Genomic DNA, 15,791 nt, shown 5'->3' with positions numbered 1-15,791 from the left:
TCGATAAGGGTGGGAACGGTCAGTGATGTTAAGGAGTGCTGGCGATGTGTGAACTGCTCGGGATGAGCGCAAACGTACCTACCGATATCTGCTTTAGTTTCACCGGATTGGTACAGCGCGGTGGCCGTACCGGGCCACATAAGGATGGTTGGGGGATCACTTTTTACGAAGGTAACGGTTGCCGCACGTTTAAAGATCCTCAGCCCAGCTTCAACTCGCCAGTCGCTCGCTTGGTGCAGGAATATCCGATCAAGTCCTGCGCCGTGGTGTCACATATTCGTCAAGCTAATCGGGGCGAAGTGGCACTGGAAAATACCCATCCGTTTACCCGCGAACTGTGGGGGCGCAATTGGACTTACGCGCATAATGGTCAGCTAAAAGGCTATCGAGGTTTGGAAACCGGCAATTTCCGTCCGGTAGGGCAGACCGACAGTGAATACGCCTTTTGTTGGTTACTGCATCAACTCACGTTGAAATACCCACGCACGCCGGGCAACTGGCCAGCGGTGTTCCGTTATATCGCTTCGCTGGCGGATCAATTGCGGCAGAAAGGGGTATTCAATATGTTGTTGTCGGATGGCCGTTTCGTGATGGCCTATTGCTCCACCAATCTGTATTGGATCACACGACGTGCACCGTTTGGCAAAGCCACGTTGCTTGATCAGGATGTAGAGATTGATTTTCAGCGGCAGACCACACCGAATGATGTGGTCACGGTGATCGCGACTCAACCGCTGACGGGCAATGAAACCTGGCACAAAATTGCGCCAGGTGAGTTTGCGTTATTTCACTTCGGTGAGCGGCTTGTTCTGGGTGAACGGATTCGCCGGGCTTGAGTTAACCAAAGCCGGATTGAGGAAGCCAGAGTTGGTTAGACTATTGTTAACCACATTATCGTTAACCGGAGTGGCCGATGCATATTGCGTTGGCTGACCACTGCCCATGACTGGACGTGCCAGCACATATTGGCCGTTGGAAACTGTCACCATTGGCGGTTGATGATTCTTGGCGAAATACTCATAACCCGGCTTCAACTGCTGCCAGAACGCGATATTGCTTGAGTTGCGGTGGCGTTGCAGGTTCTTTTCAGTCATACGGAATGGGTAAATACTGATTTCCACTTGGCTCTGACCGTGAACAAAGGCCGCCTCCACATAACGGTAAATCTCGTCCATATACTGGTTGGTCATGGCGTAACAACCGATCGATTTACATTCGCCGTGGATCATCAAATAGGCACCGGAATAACCCTGCGATTTATCGTATTCATTCGGGAATCCGATATTAATGGCTCGGTAATATTTGCTGTCAGGCTTCAAATTACGCATGTCGACGCTATAAAAACCTTCGGGGCTTTTAAAGTCACCTGTAGTGCGTTTAGGCCCCAAGCCACCAGAGAAATTGCAGATAGGGAAGCTATTCACCAAGCGGAATTCATTACCCATTTTGGCGTACAATTCCAACTTACGTTCTTCTTTGAATATCTGGATATAGACGGGCGAACCCAATAATTGCTGTTTAACTACCGGCGACTCAGGAACCTGCTCGCTGGCGCAAGCCGTGATCATCGGCATACAAAATAGCATCGCAAACAACAGCGCGATCTTGCTCATTATTTAATTATTCCTGCTTATATTTATCCGCTGGCGGAATCAACACGACCAGCGTGCCACTGATTGGTTTTACTTTATGAAAACACCGTCAGATTACCAGTGTCTATTTTTTTAGCAATATGTTGGGTGTATAAAAAAGCGACAATCATCGGAAAAAATGAATCTTCCTACAGATTTTAACGATTACTTATCAAATACAGCAAAAAATTAATTGTGTTTGCTTGACTCAGGTCACTGCCAAATGAGGAAAAATAGCCTCGAAAATGTTAGAATTCGGCCTTCCGTAAAACCCTGCTTATTTTATAGCCATTGGGTTATTGATAAGTAAAACCGAGTTGTTAACAGGGTTACTGGCAGCAATAAAGTATTGAATGTGAGTATTGCCTGTCAGAACATTGGACATCAAAGTTAACGGATAGACATGTTTGTTAACATATTGAGTCGGTGCGAGAGAATTCATGTTGGGCTCAATGCTCAACCCAGAGGTTGCCTGGGCAGCCTTATCATCCTGCATCGCCAATGCGACCTTTTGAGGTTGGCTAGGCGTGTGAAACCATAAAACATCGTATAAATCCTATGATTAAAATCAGAAAAGGGTTAGATCTGCCGATAGCCGGGGCGCCAGCCCAGGTGATTCAAGACGGCCCTGACATTAAGCATGTCGCCCTGCTCGGGGAAGAGTATGTCGGAATGCGGCCATCCATGCTGGTGCAGGAAGGCGATACCGTTAAGAAAGGTCAGGCGTTGTTCGAAGACAAAAAGCTCCCTGGCGTTTTCTTCACGGCTCCCGCTAGCGGCCGTATTATCGCTATCAACCGTGGTGAGCGTCGCGTGTTGCAATCGGTGGTCATCGAGATCGAAAACGGTGGTGATGAGCAGGTTGAATTTGCTTATTACCGTCAGGAAGATCTGCCGCAATTATTGCGCGAACAGGTTGAAAGCGATCTGTTGGCCAGCGGTCTGTGGACCGCACTGCGCACTCGCCCGTTCAGTAAAACCCCGACGCCGGGGACTCAGCCGCGTGCTATTTTCGTTACCGCGATGGATACCCAGCCATTGGCTGCTGATCCACAAGTGATTATTGCGCAGCAACAAGCCGCGTTTAACGCTGGGTTAACGGTGCTGACGCGCCTGACTGAAGGTAAAGTGCACGTTTGCCAAGCGGCGGGTGCCAAATTGGCTGAGCAATCATCTGCGCAAATAACCTATAACGCATTTGCCGGGCCGCACCCAGCCGGTTTAGTGGGTACTCACATCCACTTCCTAGAACCGGTTAGCCTGAAGAAAACCGTTTGGCACATCGGCTACCAGGATGTGATCGCTATCGGCACTCTGTTCACCACGGGTCAATTGGATACTCGCCGCGTTGTGGCGTTGGCCGGGCCGCAGGTGAAACAACCTGGACTGTTGCGCACTCACTTAGGTGCTAACCTGGATGAACTGACCGCAGATCGTCTGCAAGCGGGTGAAAATCGCGTAATTTCAGGTTCGGTACTCAGCGGGACTACCGCCCAAGCGCCGAATGCTTACCTCGGTCGTTTCCATTCGTTGGTGTCCGTACTGTTGGAAGGGCGTGAGAAAGAACTGCTGGGTTGGGTTCTGCCTTCTGCTGATAAATTCACCATCACTCGTACTACCCTCGGTCACTTCCTGAAAAACAAGTTGTTTGCTTTCACCACCACCAATAATGGTGGAGAACGCGCAATGGTGCCGATCGGCAATTACGAGCGGGTGATGCCGCTGGATATCCTGCCGACACTGCTACTACGTGATTTGCTGGCAGGGGATACCGATGGCGCGCAGTCGTTGGGTTGCCTAGAGCTGGATGAAGAAGATCTGGCGTTGTGCACCTTCGTCTGCCCCGGCAAGTATGAATATGCCCCGGTGCTGCGTGACGTGCTGACCAAGATTGAGCAGGAAGGATAACCGATGGGCCTGAAGAATTATTTTGAGAAAATCGAGCATCACTTTACGCCCGGCGGCAAGCTGGAAAAGTGGTACCCGCTGTATGAAGCCACCGTCACGGTATTTTACACACCGGGAACGGTAACCCACGGTGCTTCGCACGTGCGTGATGCGATCGATCTAAAACGTATGATGATCCTGGTGTGGCTGGCGGTGTTCCCAGCCATGTTCTGGGGCATGTTCAACGTTGGCCAACAGGCGATCCCTGCACTGCATCATTTATATAGTGGCGATCAACTGCAACAGGTGTTGGCCGGTGACTGGCATTACCGTCTGGCTCAATGGCTAGGGGCTTCATTAGCCGCCGATGCTGGTTGGGTCAGTAAGATGGTGCTCGGCGCGACCTACTTCTTACCGATTTACGCGGTAGTGTTCTTGGTCGGCGGTTTCTGGGAAGTGCTGTTTGCCATCATCCGCAAACATGAGATCAACGAAGGCTTCTTTGTAACCTCGATCCTATTTGCGTTGATCGTGCCGCCAACTCTGCCTCTGTGGCAGGCGGCGCTGGGCATCAGCTTCGGTGTGGTGGTGGCTAAAGAGATCTTCGGTGGTACTGGTCGCAACTTCCTTAACCCGGCACTCGCTGGTCGTGCTTTCCTATTCTTTGCTTATCCGGCGCAGATCTCTGGCGATCTGGTGTGGACATCAGCCGATGGTTTCTCCGGTGCGACGCCTTTGGCGCAGTGGAGCGTGGGTGGCGCGCACAACCTGACCAACGTGGCAACCGGTCAATCGATCAGTTGGATGGATGCTTTCATCGGTAACATTCCGGGTTCGATCGGTGAAGTCTCTACCCTGATGATCTTGCTCGGTGGTGCCATCATCCTGTTCGGCCGTATCGCCTCTTGGCGCATTGTGGCTGGTGTGATGATCGGCATGATCGCCACCGCCTTCCTGTTCAACAGCATTGGCTCCACAACCAACCCCATGTTTGCCATGCCTTGGTATTGGCACTTGGTATTAGGCGGTTTTGCTTTCGGTATGATCTTCATGGCTACCGATCCGGTCTCCGCCGCATTTACCAATAAAGGGAAATGGTGGTACGGCATCCTGATTGGTGTGATGTGTGTGTTGATCCGTGTGGTCAACCCGGCCTATCCGGAAGGCATGATGCTGGCGATCCTGTTCGCCAACCTGTTCGCGCCACTGTTCGATTATCTGGTGGTGCAGGCCAACATCAAGCGGAGAAAAGCCCGTGGCGAATGAAGCAAAAAATGACAGCATCGGTAAAACGCTGCTGGTGGTATTACTGCTGTGTCTGGTGTGTTCAGTGGTGGTGGCGGGTTCCGCCGTCGGCCTGAAATCCAAACAGCAGGAACAGAAACTGTTGGATAAACAGCGCAATATCTTGGACGTTGCCGGACTGCTGCAACCAAAAATGGATGGCGCGCAAGTTAAAGCCACTTTTGATCAACGTATCGAACCCCGTTTGTTGGATTTGAATAGCGGTGACTTTGTGCAAGGCAACGCTGCGGCATTCGATCTGGCGTCGGCACTACGTGATGACAGTAAGAGTATCGCGCTGCCAGCGGAAGAAGATAAAGCGGGCATCAAGCGCCGCAGTAATCGTGCAGAGATTTATCTGGTGCGCGATGAAAGCGGTGCGACCAGCAAGATCGTGTTGCCCGTTTACGGCACCGGTTTGTGGTCAATGATGTACGCCTTCGTCGCTCTGGATACCGATGGCAACACAGTGAAAGGCATCACTTATTACGACCAGGGTGAAACTCCGGGGTTAGGTGGTGAAGTGGAAAATCCAAGTTGGCGCGCGCAGTGGGTTGGCAAGAAGTTGTTTGATGACAACGGTGAACCGGCGATCCGCGTCGTTAAAGGTAGTGCGCGCTCGGGGGATGAGCACGGGGTGGATGGTTTGTCCGGTGCCACGTTGACCTCCAACGGTGTGCAACACACTTTCGATTTCTGGTTGGGCGAACAAGGTTTTGGCCCGTTCCTGAAAAAAGTTCGTGAAGGAGCGCTGAAAAATGGCTGATTCCAAAGAGATTAAACGGGTATTGCTCGGACCATTGTTCGACAACAACCCGATCGCTCTGCAAATACTGGGCGTCTGTTCCGCGTTGGCGGTCACCACCAAACTGGAAACTGCAGTGGTCATGACCATCGCGGTAACGCTAGTGACGGCGTTCTCCAGCTTCTTTATTTCACTGATCCGTCACCACATTCCTAACAGCGTGCGCATTATCGTACAGATGGCGATTATCGCTTCGTTGGTGATCGTGGTCGATCAGTTGCTGCGTGCTTATGCGTTCGAAATCTCCAAACAACTGTCGGTATTCGTTGGTCTGATTATCACCAACTGTATTGTGATGGGGCGCGCCGAAGCTTATGCGATGAAATCACCGCCGATTGAAAGCTTTATGGACGGTATCGGTAACGGTCTGGGTTATGGCGTGATTTTGGTGGTGGTCGGCTTCCTGCGTGAGCTGTTCGGTTCCGGCAAGCTGTTTGGCATCCCGGTGCTGGAAACGGTACAAAATGGCGGCTGGTATCAGCCAAACGGCTTGTTCCTGCTGGCACCCAGCGCGTTCTTTATCATCGGTCTGCTGATTTGGGGTCTACGCACTCTGAAACCAGCGCAGATTGAGAAGGAGTAATCGCCGATGGAACATTATATTAGCTTGTTTGTACGCGCAGTGTTTGTTGAGAACATGGCGTTGGCGTTCTTCCTCGGGATGTGTACTTTCCTAGCGGTATCGAAGAAGGTTTCCACCTCTTTCGGTCTGGGGATTGCGGTTACTGTGGTATTGGGTATCGCGGTACCGGTCAACAATCTGGTGTACAACCTGATCCTGCGCGACGGTGCGCTGGTGGAAGGGGTTGATCTGAGTTTCTTAAACTTCATCACCTTCATTGGTGTGATTGCAGCGTTGGTGCAGATCCTCGAGATGATCCTCGATCGCTTCTTCCCGGCGCTGTACAACGCTCTTGGCATCTTCCTGCCGCTTATCACCGTAAACTGCGCCATCTTCGGCGGCGTGTCCTTTATGGTGCAGCGTGACTATAACTTCGCGGAATCCGTGGTGTATGGCGTGGGCTCTGGCGTTGGCTGGATGCTGGCGATCGTCGCGATGGCTGGCCTGCGTGAAAAAATGAAGTATGCCAATGTTCCTGCCGGGTTACGCGGCTTGGGCATTACCTTTATCACCACCGGATTGATGGCATTGGGCTTTATGTCATTTTCCGGTGTTCAGTTGTAATAAAGGCAGGACGTATTTATGGAAATTATTTTAGGCGTCGCAATGTTCACCTGCATCGTTATGGTGTTGGCATTGCTGATTTTATTCGCCAAATCGAAGCTGGTGAATACCGGCGATGTGGCCGTGGAAGTGAACGGCGATCATGACAAAAGCTTCACCGCTCCGGCGGGTGACAAACTGCTGAACGTACTGTCTGGACAGGGGATTTTCGTTTCCTCAGCCTGTGGCGGCGGTGGCTCTTGCGGTCAGTGCCGGGTGGTGATCACTGAAGGCGGTGGCGATATTCTGCCGACAGAGCTTTCTCACATCACCAAGCGTGAAGCCAAAGAAGGCTGCCGTCTGGCTTGTCAGGTCAACGTTAAACAGAACATGAAGATCGAACTGCCAGAAGAGATCTTCGGCGTGAAGAAGTGGGAATGTGAAGTTATCTCCAACGATAACAAAGCCACCTTCATCAAAGAACTGAAGCTGAGAATTCCAGACGGTGAAGATGTTCCTTTCCGTGCTGGGGGCTTTATCCAGATAGAAGCGCCAGCTCACGACATCAGCTATGCCGATTTCGATGTACCGCAGGAATATCGTGGTGACTGGGATCGCTTCAATCTGTTCCGTTACCGCTCCGTAGTAAAAGAAGAAACGGTGCGTGCTTACTCGATGGCGAACTACCCGGAAGAGAAAGGCATCATCATGCTCAACGTGCGTATTGCTACACCGCCGCCGAACAATCCTGATGTGCCACCGGGCATTATGTCTTCGTATATTTGGTCGCTGAAAGAAGGCGATAAAGTGACGATTTCCGGGCCGTTTGGTGAGTTCTTTGCCAAAGAAACCGAAGCTGAAATGGTGTTCGTCGGTGGTGGTGCGGGTATGGCACCGATGCGTTCGCATATCTTCGATCAACTAAACCGTTTGAATTCTAAACGTAAAATTACCTTCTGGTACGGTGCGCGATCATCGCGTGAAATGTTCTATGAAGAGGATTTCAACCAGTTGCAGGCCGAGAACGAAAACTTCACCTGGCATGTGGCACTTTCCGATCCGCAACCAGAGGATAACTGGACTGGCTATACCGGCTTTATCCATAACGTTCTGTTGGAAAACTACCTGAAGAACCATCCGGCACCGGAAGACTGTGAGTTCTACATGTGTGGGCCACCGATGATGAACGCCGCCGTAATCAAAATGCTGAAAGATCTGGGTGTTGAAGACGAAAACATCATGCTTGATGACTTTGGTGGCTAAATGCGTGTAATGGCAATGAAGGGATTCGGGGCGATGTGGATCGCCCTGTTGCTGGTCGGTTGTGGACCGGAACAAGTCAACCTCGAAGGTAAAACGATGGGGACTTATTATTCGATCCGCTATGTGACGGGTGAAGGTACGCCATCGGCTGAAAAACTCCAGGCGGCGATTGATGAACGTTTGGAGCTGGTGAACGATCAGATGTCCACCTATCGGCCTGATTCCGAACTGAGCCGCTTCAATGCCAGCCGTGAAGTCGATAAGCCATTCGCTGTTTCTGCCGCGACGGCGACGGTGGTGCGTGAAGCGATGCGCATCAACCGTGTTACCGACGGTGCGCTTGATGTCACCGTTGGGCCATTGGTCAACCTATGGGGATTCGGCCCAGAAGGTCGGCCGGATAAAGTGCCCAGTGCTGTGGAACTGGAGCAGCGCCGTGCTTGGACGGGGATCGACAAATTAGCGGTTGAAGGAGATATGTTGATCAAACGTATTCCTGAACTGTATGTCGATCTTTCCTCCATCGCCAAGGGTTATGGCGTGGATGTGGTAGCGCATTACTTGCAATCGCAACACGTTGAAAATTATATGGTTGATGTTGGCGGCGAGGTGCGAACCAAAGGGAGTAACGGTGAGCAACAACCTTGGCGTATTGCTATCGAACGCCCAACGGCAGGGGCGGAACAGCAGGCACAATTGGTGATCCAGCCGGGGGATATGTCGATTGCCACCTCCGGTGACTATCGGAATTATTTCGAACAGGATGGGGTGCGCTATTCTCATACTATCGACCCGATTACTGGCAAACCTATCCATCATCGTTTGGTGTCTGTTACGGTACTTAGCCCAGAATGTATGGCCGCAGATGGCTTATCGACCGGTTTCAATGTGATGGGGCCAGAGCGCGGTATGGCATTGGCTAACCTGTTGGGCATCCCGGTGTTTATGATCGTGAAAACCGATCAGGGGTTTGAGGAGCGTTATTCAGAAGCGTTCAAACCTTATCTGAATAAAAAGGGTTAGTGAGGCGATTATGCTAACGGTATTTATAGCGAGTTTCGTTCTGTTTTTGCTGATTGTTGGCGGGATGTCTCTGGGCTACGTGTTTAAACGCAAAACCTTACAGGGAAGCTGCGGCGGCATTACCGCATTGGGGATGGATAAAGTTTGCGACTGCCCTGAACCTTGCGACGCTCGTAAAAAACGCATGGCGAAAGAAGCGCAGCGTCAGCAGCAATTGGAAAAGCACCGCATTATTTGATGTGATGATAACCCGGGGGTTCATTTCCACCGGGTTGTTTTCTTAAGAATTACTTCAGACTACGGAATTGTTGCGCATCTTTTGGCGAGTTAACCATCACGCCATCAGCACCTAAAGCCAGTGCTTGCTGGTAATCCTGTGGTGTATTAATACCGAACAGAATGATGTGCGCGGGGCCTTTAGAACGGAAACAGTCGAACGATTCTTTATCCCAAGTCAGAAATGCCTTAGAACGTCCTTCACCCAAGGTGTATTTCTCTACCACTTCCACTTCACGCTTTAATTCCAGGCCATACCAGCGTGGCTTGTTAGCATCCGGTTTGATATCACACTGATGCGCCATGGTGATATTAGCCAGCAGAGTGCGCGTTTCATCACGGCTTTCAAAACGCTGGATTTCTTTCGGTAGCGCGGTCAGATATTGGGTATCCGTAGAATAAACACGGGTGCGTTGCAAACTGTCGGTTTGTTTCAGAGTCGTCAGTAATATTTTCCCAAACTCAGTGGGATCGGCATCTGGGGATTTAATATCCAGATAGAAAGTCACTTTCGGGAAGGTTTTTAGTACCTGTTCCAGCGTGGGAATACCTATCTCTTTACCGCGGAAAGGATAATTTTCTTCTTTGCCAAACGAATAGCCGGCATCCACTTTAGCGAGTTCAGCCGCGGTATAAGCGGAAACTGGGCCCGTTTTATCGGTCAGCGCCTTTAGATCGGATGGACGATATAACACGATCACGCCATCTTTGGACTGTTGTAGAGTTATCCAGATGGCATCCGCACGATTTTTCAATGCGGTCTGTATGGCGACGATGGTATTTTCCGGGGCATCTGCGGTGCCACCCCGGTGGGCAATAATGGCTGGAGCATGCATGGTTGCTGCGTTAGCGGCGGCGGAGAGTAACGTCAGGACGCAAGCGAACAGATAGTTGGACAGTTTATGCATAGCGAGCACCTTCTTGTGCGTAAGATTATTGGTCGTGTGTAGTCAGGATTTTCTGACATCATACTATTGAAAAATTAAGCTTTTCTAACAACTCGATTATTGCTGTCAATAAGTGAGAATTATTCGCATTTGTTAGGCCTATAGGAGAACTTGAATTCTCAATATTCAACTGTATACTTATACAGTAATATTGGAGGGGACGATGCGTAAAATCATTCATGTCGATATGGACTGCTTCTTCGCAGCGGTGGAAATGCGTGACAATCCCAGTCTGCGCGATATTCCATTGGCGATTGGCGGTAGTGCCGAGCGACGTGGGGTGATCAGCACCGCTAATTATCCGGCTCGTCGCTATGGTGTGCACAGTGCGATGTCGACGGCGATGGCGTTAAAACTTTGTCCGCAGTTGAAGTTATTGCCGGGACGAATGGATGCCTATAAAGAGGCCTCGCAACATATTCGTCAGATTTTTGCTCGCTACACTGCTTTAATCGAACCACTTTCCTTGGATGAAGCCTACTTGGATGTGAGCGAAAGCTCGCTGTGTAACGGCTCGGCAACATTAATTGCTCAGGAAATTCGCCAGACTATCTTTAACGAGTTACAACTTACCGCCTCGGCGGGAGTAGCTCCGATAAAATTCCTTGCCAAAATTGCCTCCGATATCAATAAGCCCAATGGGCAATATGTGATAACGCCAGCGCTGGTCCCTGAATTCTTACAGCAATTACCGCTGGGTAAAATCCCCGGGGTTGGCAAAGTAACCGCCAAACGACTGGAAGAGATGGGATTATATACCTGTGCGGATGTTCAAACTTGCGATCTGGCGATGCTATTGAAACGCTTTGGCAAGTTTGGTCGTGTGCTTTGGGAACGTTGTCAGGGGATTGATGAGCGAGGGGTGTCGTCGGAGCGGCTGCGTAAATCGGTCGGTGTCGAGCGTACCTTGGCGCAGGATATCCACAGTTGGGAGGAATGCGAAACGCTGATTGTAGAAAAACTGTATCCAGAATTGGAAGTGCGTTTACGTAAGGTCAAACCGGATCTGCATATCGCTCGTCAGGGCGTGAAACTGAAATTTCAGGATTTCCAACAGACGACACAAGAACACGTTTGGCCAGTACTGAATAAAGACGATTTATTGAAGGTCGCTAAACAGGCGTGGCAAGAGCGGCGGGAAGGGCGCGGGGTACGGTTGGTGGGGTTGCATGTCACTTTGCTCGATCCGCAAATAGAGCGGCAGTTGCTATTGCCTTGGTAAAAACGGGGACCATTGAGATCCCCGATTCGATGCATTAAGCGCGTTCAGGAATCGCTTTCAGCAAGGCGGTCAGCAACGTCCAATATTGCCCAACGCTTGCGATATGAACCTGTTCATCCGGTGAGTGTGGCCCGGTGATGGTTGGCCCAATCGATACCATATCCATGTTCGGATACGGTTTTTTGAACAAACCACATTCCAGACCCGCGTGGATCACCATGATGTTCGGCGTTTTATTGAACAGATCTTGATAGATCTCACGAACTAAATGCATCACTGGTGAATTGGCGTCTGGCTGCCAGCCTGGGTAACTGCCTTTGGCTTCGACATTCGCTTTAGCCAGTTGACCCAATGCGGTCAGCGTACCCACCACGTAATTCTTACCGCTGTCGATCAATGAACGGATCAGGCTGATGATTTGTGCTTCGCCTTCGGTGGTTGTGACAACACCGACGTTCAATGAAGTTTCAACCACGCCTTTTACCGCGTCACTCATGCGAATAACGCCGTTTGGTGTACTGTTGAGCAGCGCGATGAAAGCATGTTGGCTAGTGGCTGTCATTGCCTGAGCACTGCTGGTAGTTTCTTCCAGCAATACGGTGATGTTTTTCTCTTTGGCCGCCAGCTCGTTTTGCAAAATACCGAGATATCTTGTGCATAGCGCTTTCAGTGCATCAACCTTAGCGGCAGGTACCGCCACGGTGGCGAAGGCTTCACGTGGAATGGCGTTACGCAGCGTACCGCCGTTTAACTCCAGCAGGCGAAGGCTGAGCTCTTCGGCATGACCAAACAGGAAACGCGCCAGCAGCTTGTTGGCGTTACCCAGACCGTGGTGAATATCAGCACCGGAGTGACCACCTTTCAACCCTTTGATGGTCAGCTTCAGTGTTTGGTAACCGGCAGGAACTGCTTCGCGCTGCAATGGCAGGGTAGTGATGAAATCAATACCACCGGCGCAACCCATATAGATTTCGCCTTCTTCTTCTGAATCGGTGTTGATCAGAATATCCGCTTGCAGCCAGTTCGGTTGCAGGCCGAAGGCACCATCCATGCCAGCTTCTTCGGTCATGGTCAGTAATACTTCCAGCGGACCGTGCTCTACGCTATCGTCCGCCAACACGGCCAATGCAGATGCCATACCGATGCCGTTATCGGCACCCAGCGTGGTACCACGGGCTTTGATCCACTCACCATCAATGTACGGTTGGATTGGGTCTTTGGCGAAATCGTGCACCGTGTCGTTGTTCTTTTGCGGCACCATATCCAAATGGGCTTGCAGAGCGACCGGCTTGCGGTTCTCCATCCCTTGGGTTGCCGGTTTGCGCAGTAAGATATTGCCAACCTGATCGCGTTCGGCGTGCAAGTTTTTCTCTTTAGCCCACGCCATGATGTGCTCCGCCAGCGCTTCTTCATGATAAGAAGGGTGTGGAATCGAGCAGATTTTGGCAAAAATATCCCACAGCGGCTGTGGTGAAAGTTGAGACAATTCAGACACTATTAAGACTCCTATAAACAGCATCCCCGGCATGGCGAGAAGGCTGTGCGGTTAGGGTTGAGTTGAATCGGTGCTATTTGGCACGATTTTCAGAGAATACCACTTTATCTCAGGGTGTGCGCGTGCAGTATTACCAACCTTTATCGGGTGAATAGCCGGGGTGACTAGGCTTCAGTTTACTTTTTCAACAGCCGTCGTCAGCGCGCCTAGCAGATAAAATCTGAATGAATTGATCACAGCCACTGGTATTCGTAGTAGTCAATCTCTATAATCTCGCGCAACCTTTTTTCCCCGAATCACCATATAAGCCAATCATCTACTGGCTGGGACACCATTCTTATGAGCGAAAAATACGTTGTTACCTGGGATATGTTGCAAATGCACGCACGCAAACTGGCAACTCGCCTAATGCCTTCTGAGCAATGGACCGGCATCATTGCCGTCAGCCGTGGCGGTTTGGTTCCAGCAGCACTGTTGGCGCGTGAACTGGGTATTCGCCATGTAGATACCGTCTGCATCTCCAGCTATGACCATGATAATCAACGTGAGATGAAGATCCTCAAGCGTGCTGAAGGTGATGGTGAAGGCTTTATCGTCATCGACGATTTGGTTGATACCGGCGGCACGGCTAAAGCGATCCGCGATATGTATCCGAAAGCCCATTTCGTGACTATTTTCGCTAAACCTGCTGGTCGTCCATTGGTTGACGATTACGTTGTTGATATCCCACAAGATACTTGGATCGAGCAGCCGTGGGATATGGCCGTGACTTTCGTTCCACCGATCAGTAATCGTTAATTCGGTTCTGAACGACGTTCAAGCGCCTGGCAATGCCGGGCGTTTGCGTTTTTAGCCTTTCTCTTGTCATCTTCTGTAAATTCCCGGCTTGTTTTGGTTTATCTCACCAGAGTTAGGTACACTAACAACAGATAATCAGGCTGTTTGCGGCCTGTCGCCAGATTTATGGAGGCCATAATCACCATGGCACAAGCCAACCTTTCTGAAGTACTGTTCAAACCCTCTTTCAAGCATCGTGAAACCTCAACGTTGGTCACGCGTGCGCGTAACCCTGTGAACACCCATCTGCATTCCGCTTTAGAAGGGAATACCACTAACAATTGGTATCGCCTGCTTAATAATCTGCTGTGGACTTGGCGTGGCGTCAGCCCGGTAGAAACCAATGAAGTGCTGTCACGGATTGCGGTTTCGTGCGCAGAACACAGCAACGATAAATTGCTGGATACCGTGGTCGGTTACCGAAATGGCAACTGGATCTACGAGTGGGTGCATCAAGGAATGGAATGGCAGCAGCGGGCGCTGGAGCAGCAAGACTCGCTGATCGGTGGGCAATATTGGTTAAATGCCGCCAATTTCTACAGCATCGCTGGTTATCCACATCTGAAAGGTGATGAACTGGCCGAACAGGCAGAAGCGCTGGCGAATCGTGCTTATGAAGAAGCGGCGTTATTACTGCCTTATCAACTGAAAGAATTAACCTTTAAAATCCCAGGCGGCAGCGATATCACTGGCTTCTTACATATGCCAGATAGCGGTAAAGCGCCTTATCCGACAGTACTGATGTGCGGCAGTCTGGATACCTTGCAAACCGATTACCACCGCCTGTTCCGTGAATATCTGGCGCCGCATGGTATTGCGATGCTGACTATCGATATGCCGTCGATCGGTTCCTCCAGCAAATGGAAACTCACACAGGATTCCAGTTACCTGCATCAACAGGTATTGGCGCAGTTGCCCTCGGTGCCGTGGGTCGATCATCAGCGCGTCACCGCTTTCGGTTTGCGCTTTGGCGCTAATGTGGCAGTTCGTTTGGCTTATTTGGAATCCCATCGCCTGCGTGGTGTGGCTTGCTTAGGCCCGGTGGTGCATACGTTGTTATGTGATACCCAGTTCCAGCAGCAAGTGCCCGATATGTATATGGATGTGCTCGCTAGCCGTATGGGAATGCAGAATGCTTCCGATAACGTGCTGAAAGTCGAGCTGAATCGCTACTCGCTAAAAATGCAGGGGTTACTAGGGCGTCGTTGTCCAACACCGATGTTGGCTGCTTATTGGGAAAAAGATCTTCTTAGCCCGAAAGAAGAAGCTCAGTTGATCGCCTCTTCTTCATTAGACGGCAAATTAATCGCCATTCCACGTGCTCCGGTATACCAAAGTTTCCATAAAGCATTACTGCAAAGTTGTGATTGGCTGCGGGAGAAAATGCGTTAATTAGTTGCTAATTTTTAACAGTTTGTTAAAAAGAGGGGTCTACCTTGAGGAGGTTATAATGACGTTACCCAGTGGTCACCCTAAAAGCCGACTAATGAAACGTTTCGCTAGCTTGGGACCGTATCTGCGTGAAGGGCAATGTGAAAACGACCGTTTTTTCTTTGATTGCTTAGCCGTGTGCGTCAACGTCAAACCTGCGCCAGAAAAACGTGAGTTCTGGGGATGGTGGATAGAGTTGTTGGCGGAAGAAAAACGCTTTACCTATGCTTACCAATTTGGCTTGTTCAATAAAGAAGGACAGTGGAAAGCGGAAAAAATTAAAGATCCTGAAGTACAGGAAAAGTTGGAGACCACATTGCGCGGTTTCCATAAGCGCCTAGGGGAGCTTTTAACCACCATGGAATTGTCATTAGAACCTGCCGACGATTTCAACGAACAGCCTGTCAAACTGTCTGCCTAGATCAAACCATCCGCTTAGATCAATCTGATCGTTGAATTTGCGTCGTGCCTGTTGGCATGACGCGTCTCTCCTGTTACAAAGTTCATTGCACTTCCCTCATTTTA

16 protein-coding genes are annotated in these 15,791 nt (G+C 50.5%); 13 read left to right on the top strand and 3 right to left on the bottom strand.

Features of this window, described 5'->3' with window-relative positions; translation table 11 throughout:
- The first annotated feature begins 44 nt into the window (after window positions 1–44).
- The gene (locus tag AC3ISQ_RS17470; RefSeq protein ID WP_489348548.1) at window positions 45–836 is read left to right on the top strand and encodes a class II glutamine amidotransferase; all 792 of its coding nucleotides are present in this window, start codon (window positions 45–47) and stop codon (window positions 834–836) included.
- Here the strand turns inward: AC3ISQ_RS17470 and dpaA are convergent.
- Complete coding sequence (gene dpaA, locus AC3ISQ_RS17465; RefSeq protein ID WP_489348546.1) at window positions 783–1,613, bottom strand: peptidoglycan meso-diaminopimelic acid protein amidase; 831 nt, start codon at window positions 1,611–1,613, stop codon at window positions 783–785. The genes AC3ISQ_RS17470 and dpaA overlap by 54 nt on opposite strands.
- 576 nt (window positions 1,614–2,189) lie before the next feature.
- On the opposite strand from dpaA, the gene AC3ISQ_RS17460 reads away from it, so the two are divergent.
- The 8 genes from AC3ISQ_RS17460 to nqrM are packed head-to-tail and all read left to right on the top strand — an operon-like array spanning window position 2,190 to window position 9,296.
- Complete coding sequence (locus AC3ISQ_RS17460; protein WP_489348544.1) at window positions 2,190–3,539, top strand: Na(+)-translocating NADH-quinone reductase subunit A; 1,350 nt, start codon at window positions 2,190–2,192, stop codon at window positions 3,537–3,539.
- Between the two features lie 3 nt (window positions 3,540–3,542).
- Window positions 3,543–4,784, top strand: coding sequence for an NADH:ubiquinone reductase (Na(+)-transporting) subunit B (locus AC3ISQ_RS17455; protein WP_489348542.1), 1,242 nt, complete (start codon window positions 3,543–3,545; stop codon window positions 4,782–4,784).
- The gene (locus AC3ISQ_RS17450; protein WP_489348540.1) at window positions 4,774–5,568 is read left to right on the top strand and encodes a Na(+)-translocating NADH-quinone reductase subunit C; all 795 of its coding nucleotides are present in this window, start codon (window positions 4,774–4,776) and stop codon (window positions 5,566–5,568) included. Before AC3ISQ_RS17455 ends, AC3ISQ_RS17450 begins: the two co-directional genes overlap by 11 nt.
- Window positions 5,561–6,190 (top strand): NADH:ubiquinone reductase (Na(+)-transporting) subunit D, encoded by a 630-nt coding sequence (locus tag AC3ISQ_RS17445; RefSeq protein ID WP_489348538.1) that lies wholly within the window; start codon window positions 5,561–5,563, stop codon window positions 6,188–6,190. The genes AC3ISQ_RS17450 and AC3ISQ_RS17445 overlap by 8 nt, the downstream gene beginning before the upstream one ends.
- A 6-nt stretch (window positions 6,191–6,196) precedes the next feature.
- Window positions 6,197–6,793: an NADH:ubiquinone reductase (Na(+)-transporting) subunit E gene (gene nqrE / locus AC3ISQ_RS17440; protein WP_489348536.1), complete on the top strand. Its 597-nt coding sequence runs from the start codon at window positions 6,197–6,199 to the stop codon at window positions 6,791–6,793.
- 18 nt (window positions 6,794–6,811) lie between these two features.
- Entirely contained in the window at window positions 6,812–8,035 is a 1,224-nt protein-coding gene (nqrF, locus tag AC3ISQ_RS17435) for an NADH:ubiquinone reductase (Na(+)-transporting) subunit F (RefSeq protein ID WP_489348535.1), read from the top strand.
- Complete coding sequence (locus tag AC3ISQ_RS17430) at window positions 8,036–9,058, top strand: FAD:protein FMN transferase (protein ID WP_489348533.1); 1,023 nt, start codon at window positions 8,036–8,038, stop codon at window positions 9,056–9,058. It begins immediately after the preceding gene.
- A gap of 10 nt (window positions 9,059–9,068) precedes the next feature.
- Window positions 9,069–9,296 carry a (Na+)-NQR maturation NqrM gene (gene nqrM, locus AC3ISQ_RS17425; protein ID WP_489348532.1) on the top strand — a complete coding sequence of 76 codons (228 nt, stop codon included), beginning with the start codon at window positions 9,069–9,071 and terminating at the stop codon, window positions 9,294–9,296.
- Between the two features lie 49 nt (window positions 9,297–9,345).
- Here nqrM and AC3ISQ_RS17420 read toward each other — a convergent pair whose 3' ends face one another.
- A complete protein-coding gene (locus tag AC3ISQ_RS17420; RefSeq protein ID WP_489348530.1) occupies window positions 9,346–10,242 on the bottom strand; it encodes a glycerophosphodiester phosphodiesterase family protein in 897 nt (298 codons plus the stop codon).
- A 202-nt stretch (window positions 10,243–10,444) separates the two neighbouring features.
- Between AC3ISQ_RS17420 and dinB the strand changes: the two genes are divergently transcribed.
- Window positions 10,445–11,503, top strand: a complete 1,059-nt coding sequence (dinB, locus tag AC3ISQ_RS17415) for a DNA polymerase IV (RefSeq protein ID WP_489348529.1) — start codon at window positions 10,445–10,447, stop codon at window positions 11,501–11,503.
- Between the two features lie 34 nt (window positions 11,504–11,537).
- Here dinB and pepD read toward each other — a convergent pair whose 3' ends face one another.
- A complete protein-coding gene (gene pepD, locus AC3ISQ_RS17410) occupies window positions 11,538–12,998 on the bottom strand; it encodes a beta-Ala-His dipeptidase (RefSeq protein ID WP_489348527.1) in 1,461 nt (486 codons plus the stop codon).
- A 339-nt stretch (window positions 12,999–13,337) separates the two neighbouring features.
- Between pepD and gpt the strand changes: the two genes are divergently transcribed.
- The 3 genes from gpt (at window position 13,338) to crl (ending at window position 15,687) form a co-directional block, all read left to right on the top strand.
- Entirely contained in the window at window positions 13,338–13,796 is a 459-nt protein-coding gene (gene gpt, locus AC3ISQ_RS17405) for a xanthine phosphoribosyltransferase (RefSeq protein ID WP_489348525.1), read from the top strand.
- A gap of 183 nt (window positions 13,797–13,979) precedes the next feature.
- Window positions 13,980–15,227, top strand: a complete 1,248-nt coding sequence (gene frsA, locus AC3ISQ_RS17400; protein WP_489348523.1) for an esterase FrsA — start codon at window positions 13,980–13,982, stop codon at window positions 15,225–15,227.
- 58 nt (window positions 15,228–15,285) lie between these two features.
- On the top strand, window positions 15,286–15,687 hold the full coding sequence (gene crl / locus AC3ISQ_RS17395; protein ID WP_489348521.1) for a sigma factor-binding protein Crl: 402 nt from the start codon (window positions 15,286–15,288) through the stop codon (window positions 15,685–15,687).
- Window positions 15,688–15,791 lie beyond the last annotated feature (104 nt).

The sequence above is a fragment of the Serratia sp. KH_031 genome, from assembly GCF_057839655.1.
This window is presented reverse-complemented; position numbering and strand designations above follow the sequence as displayed.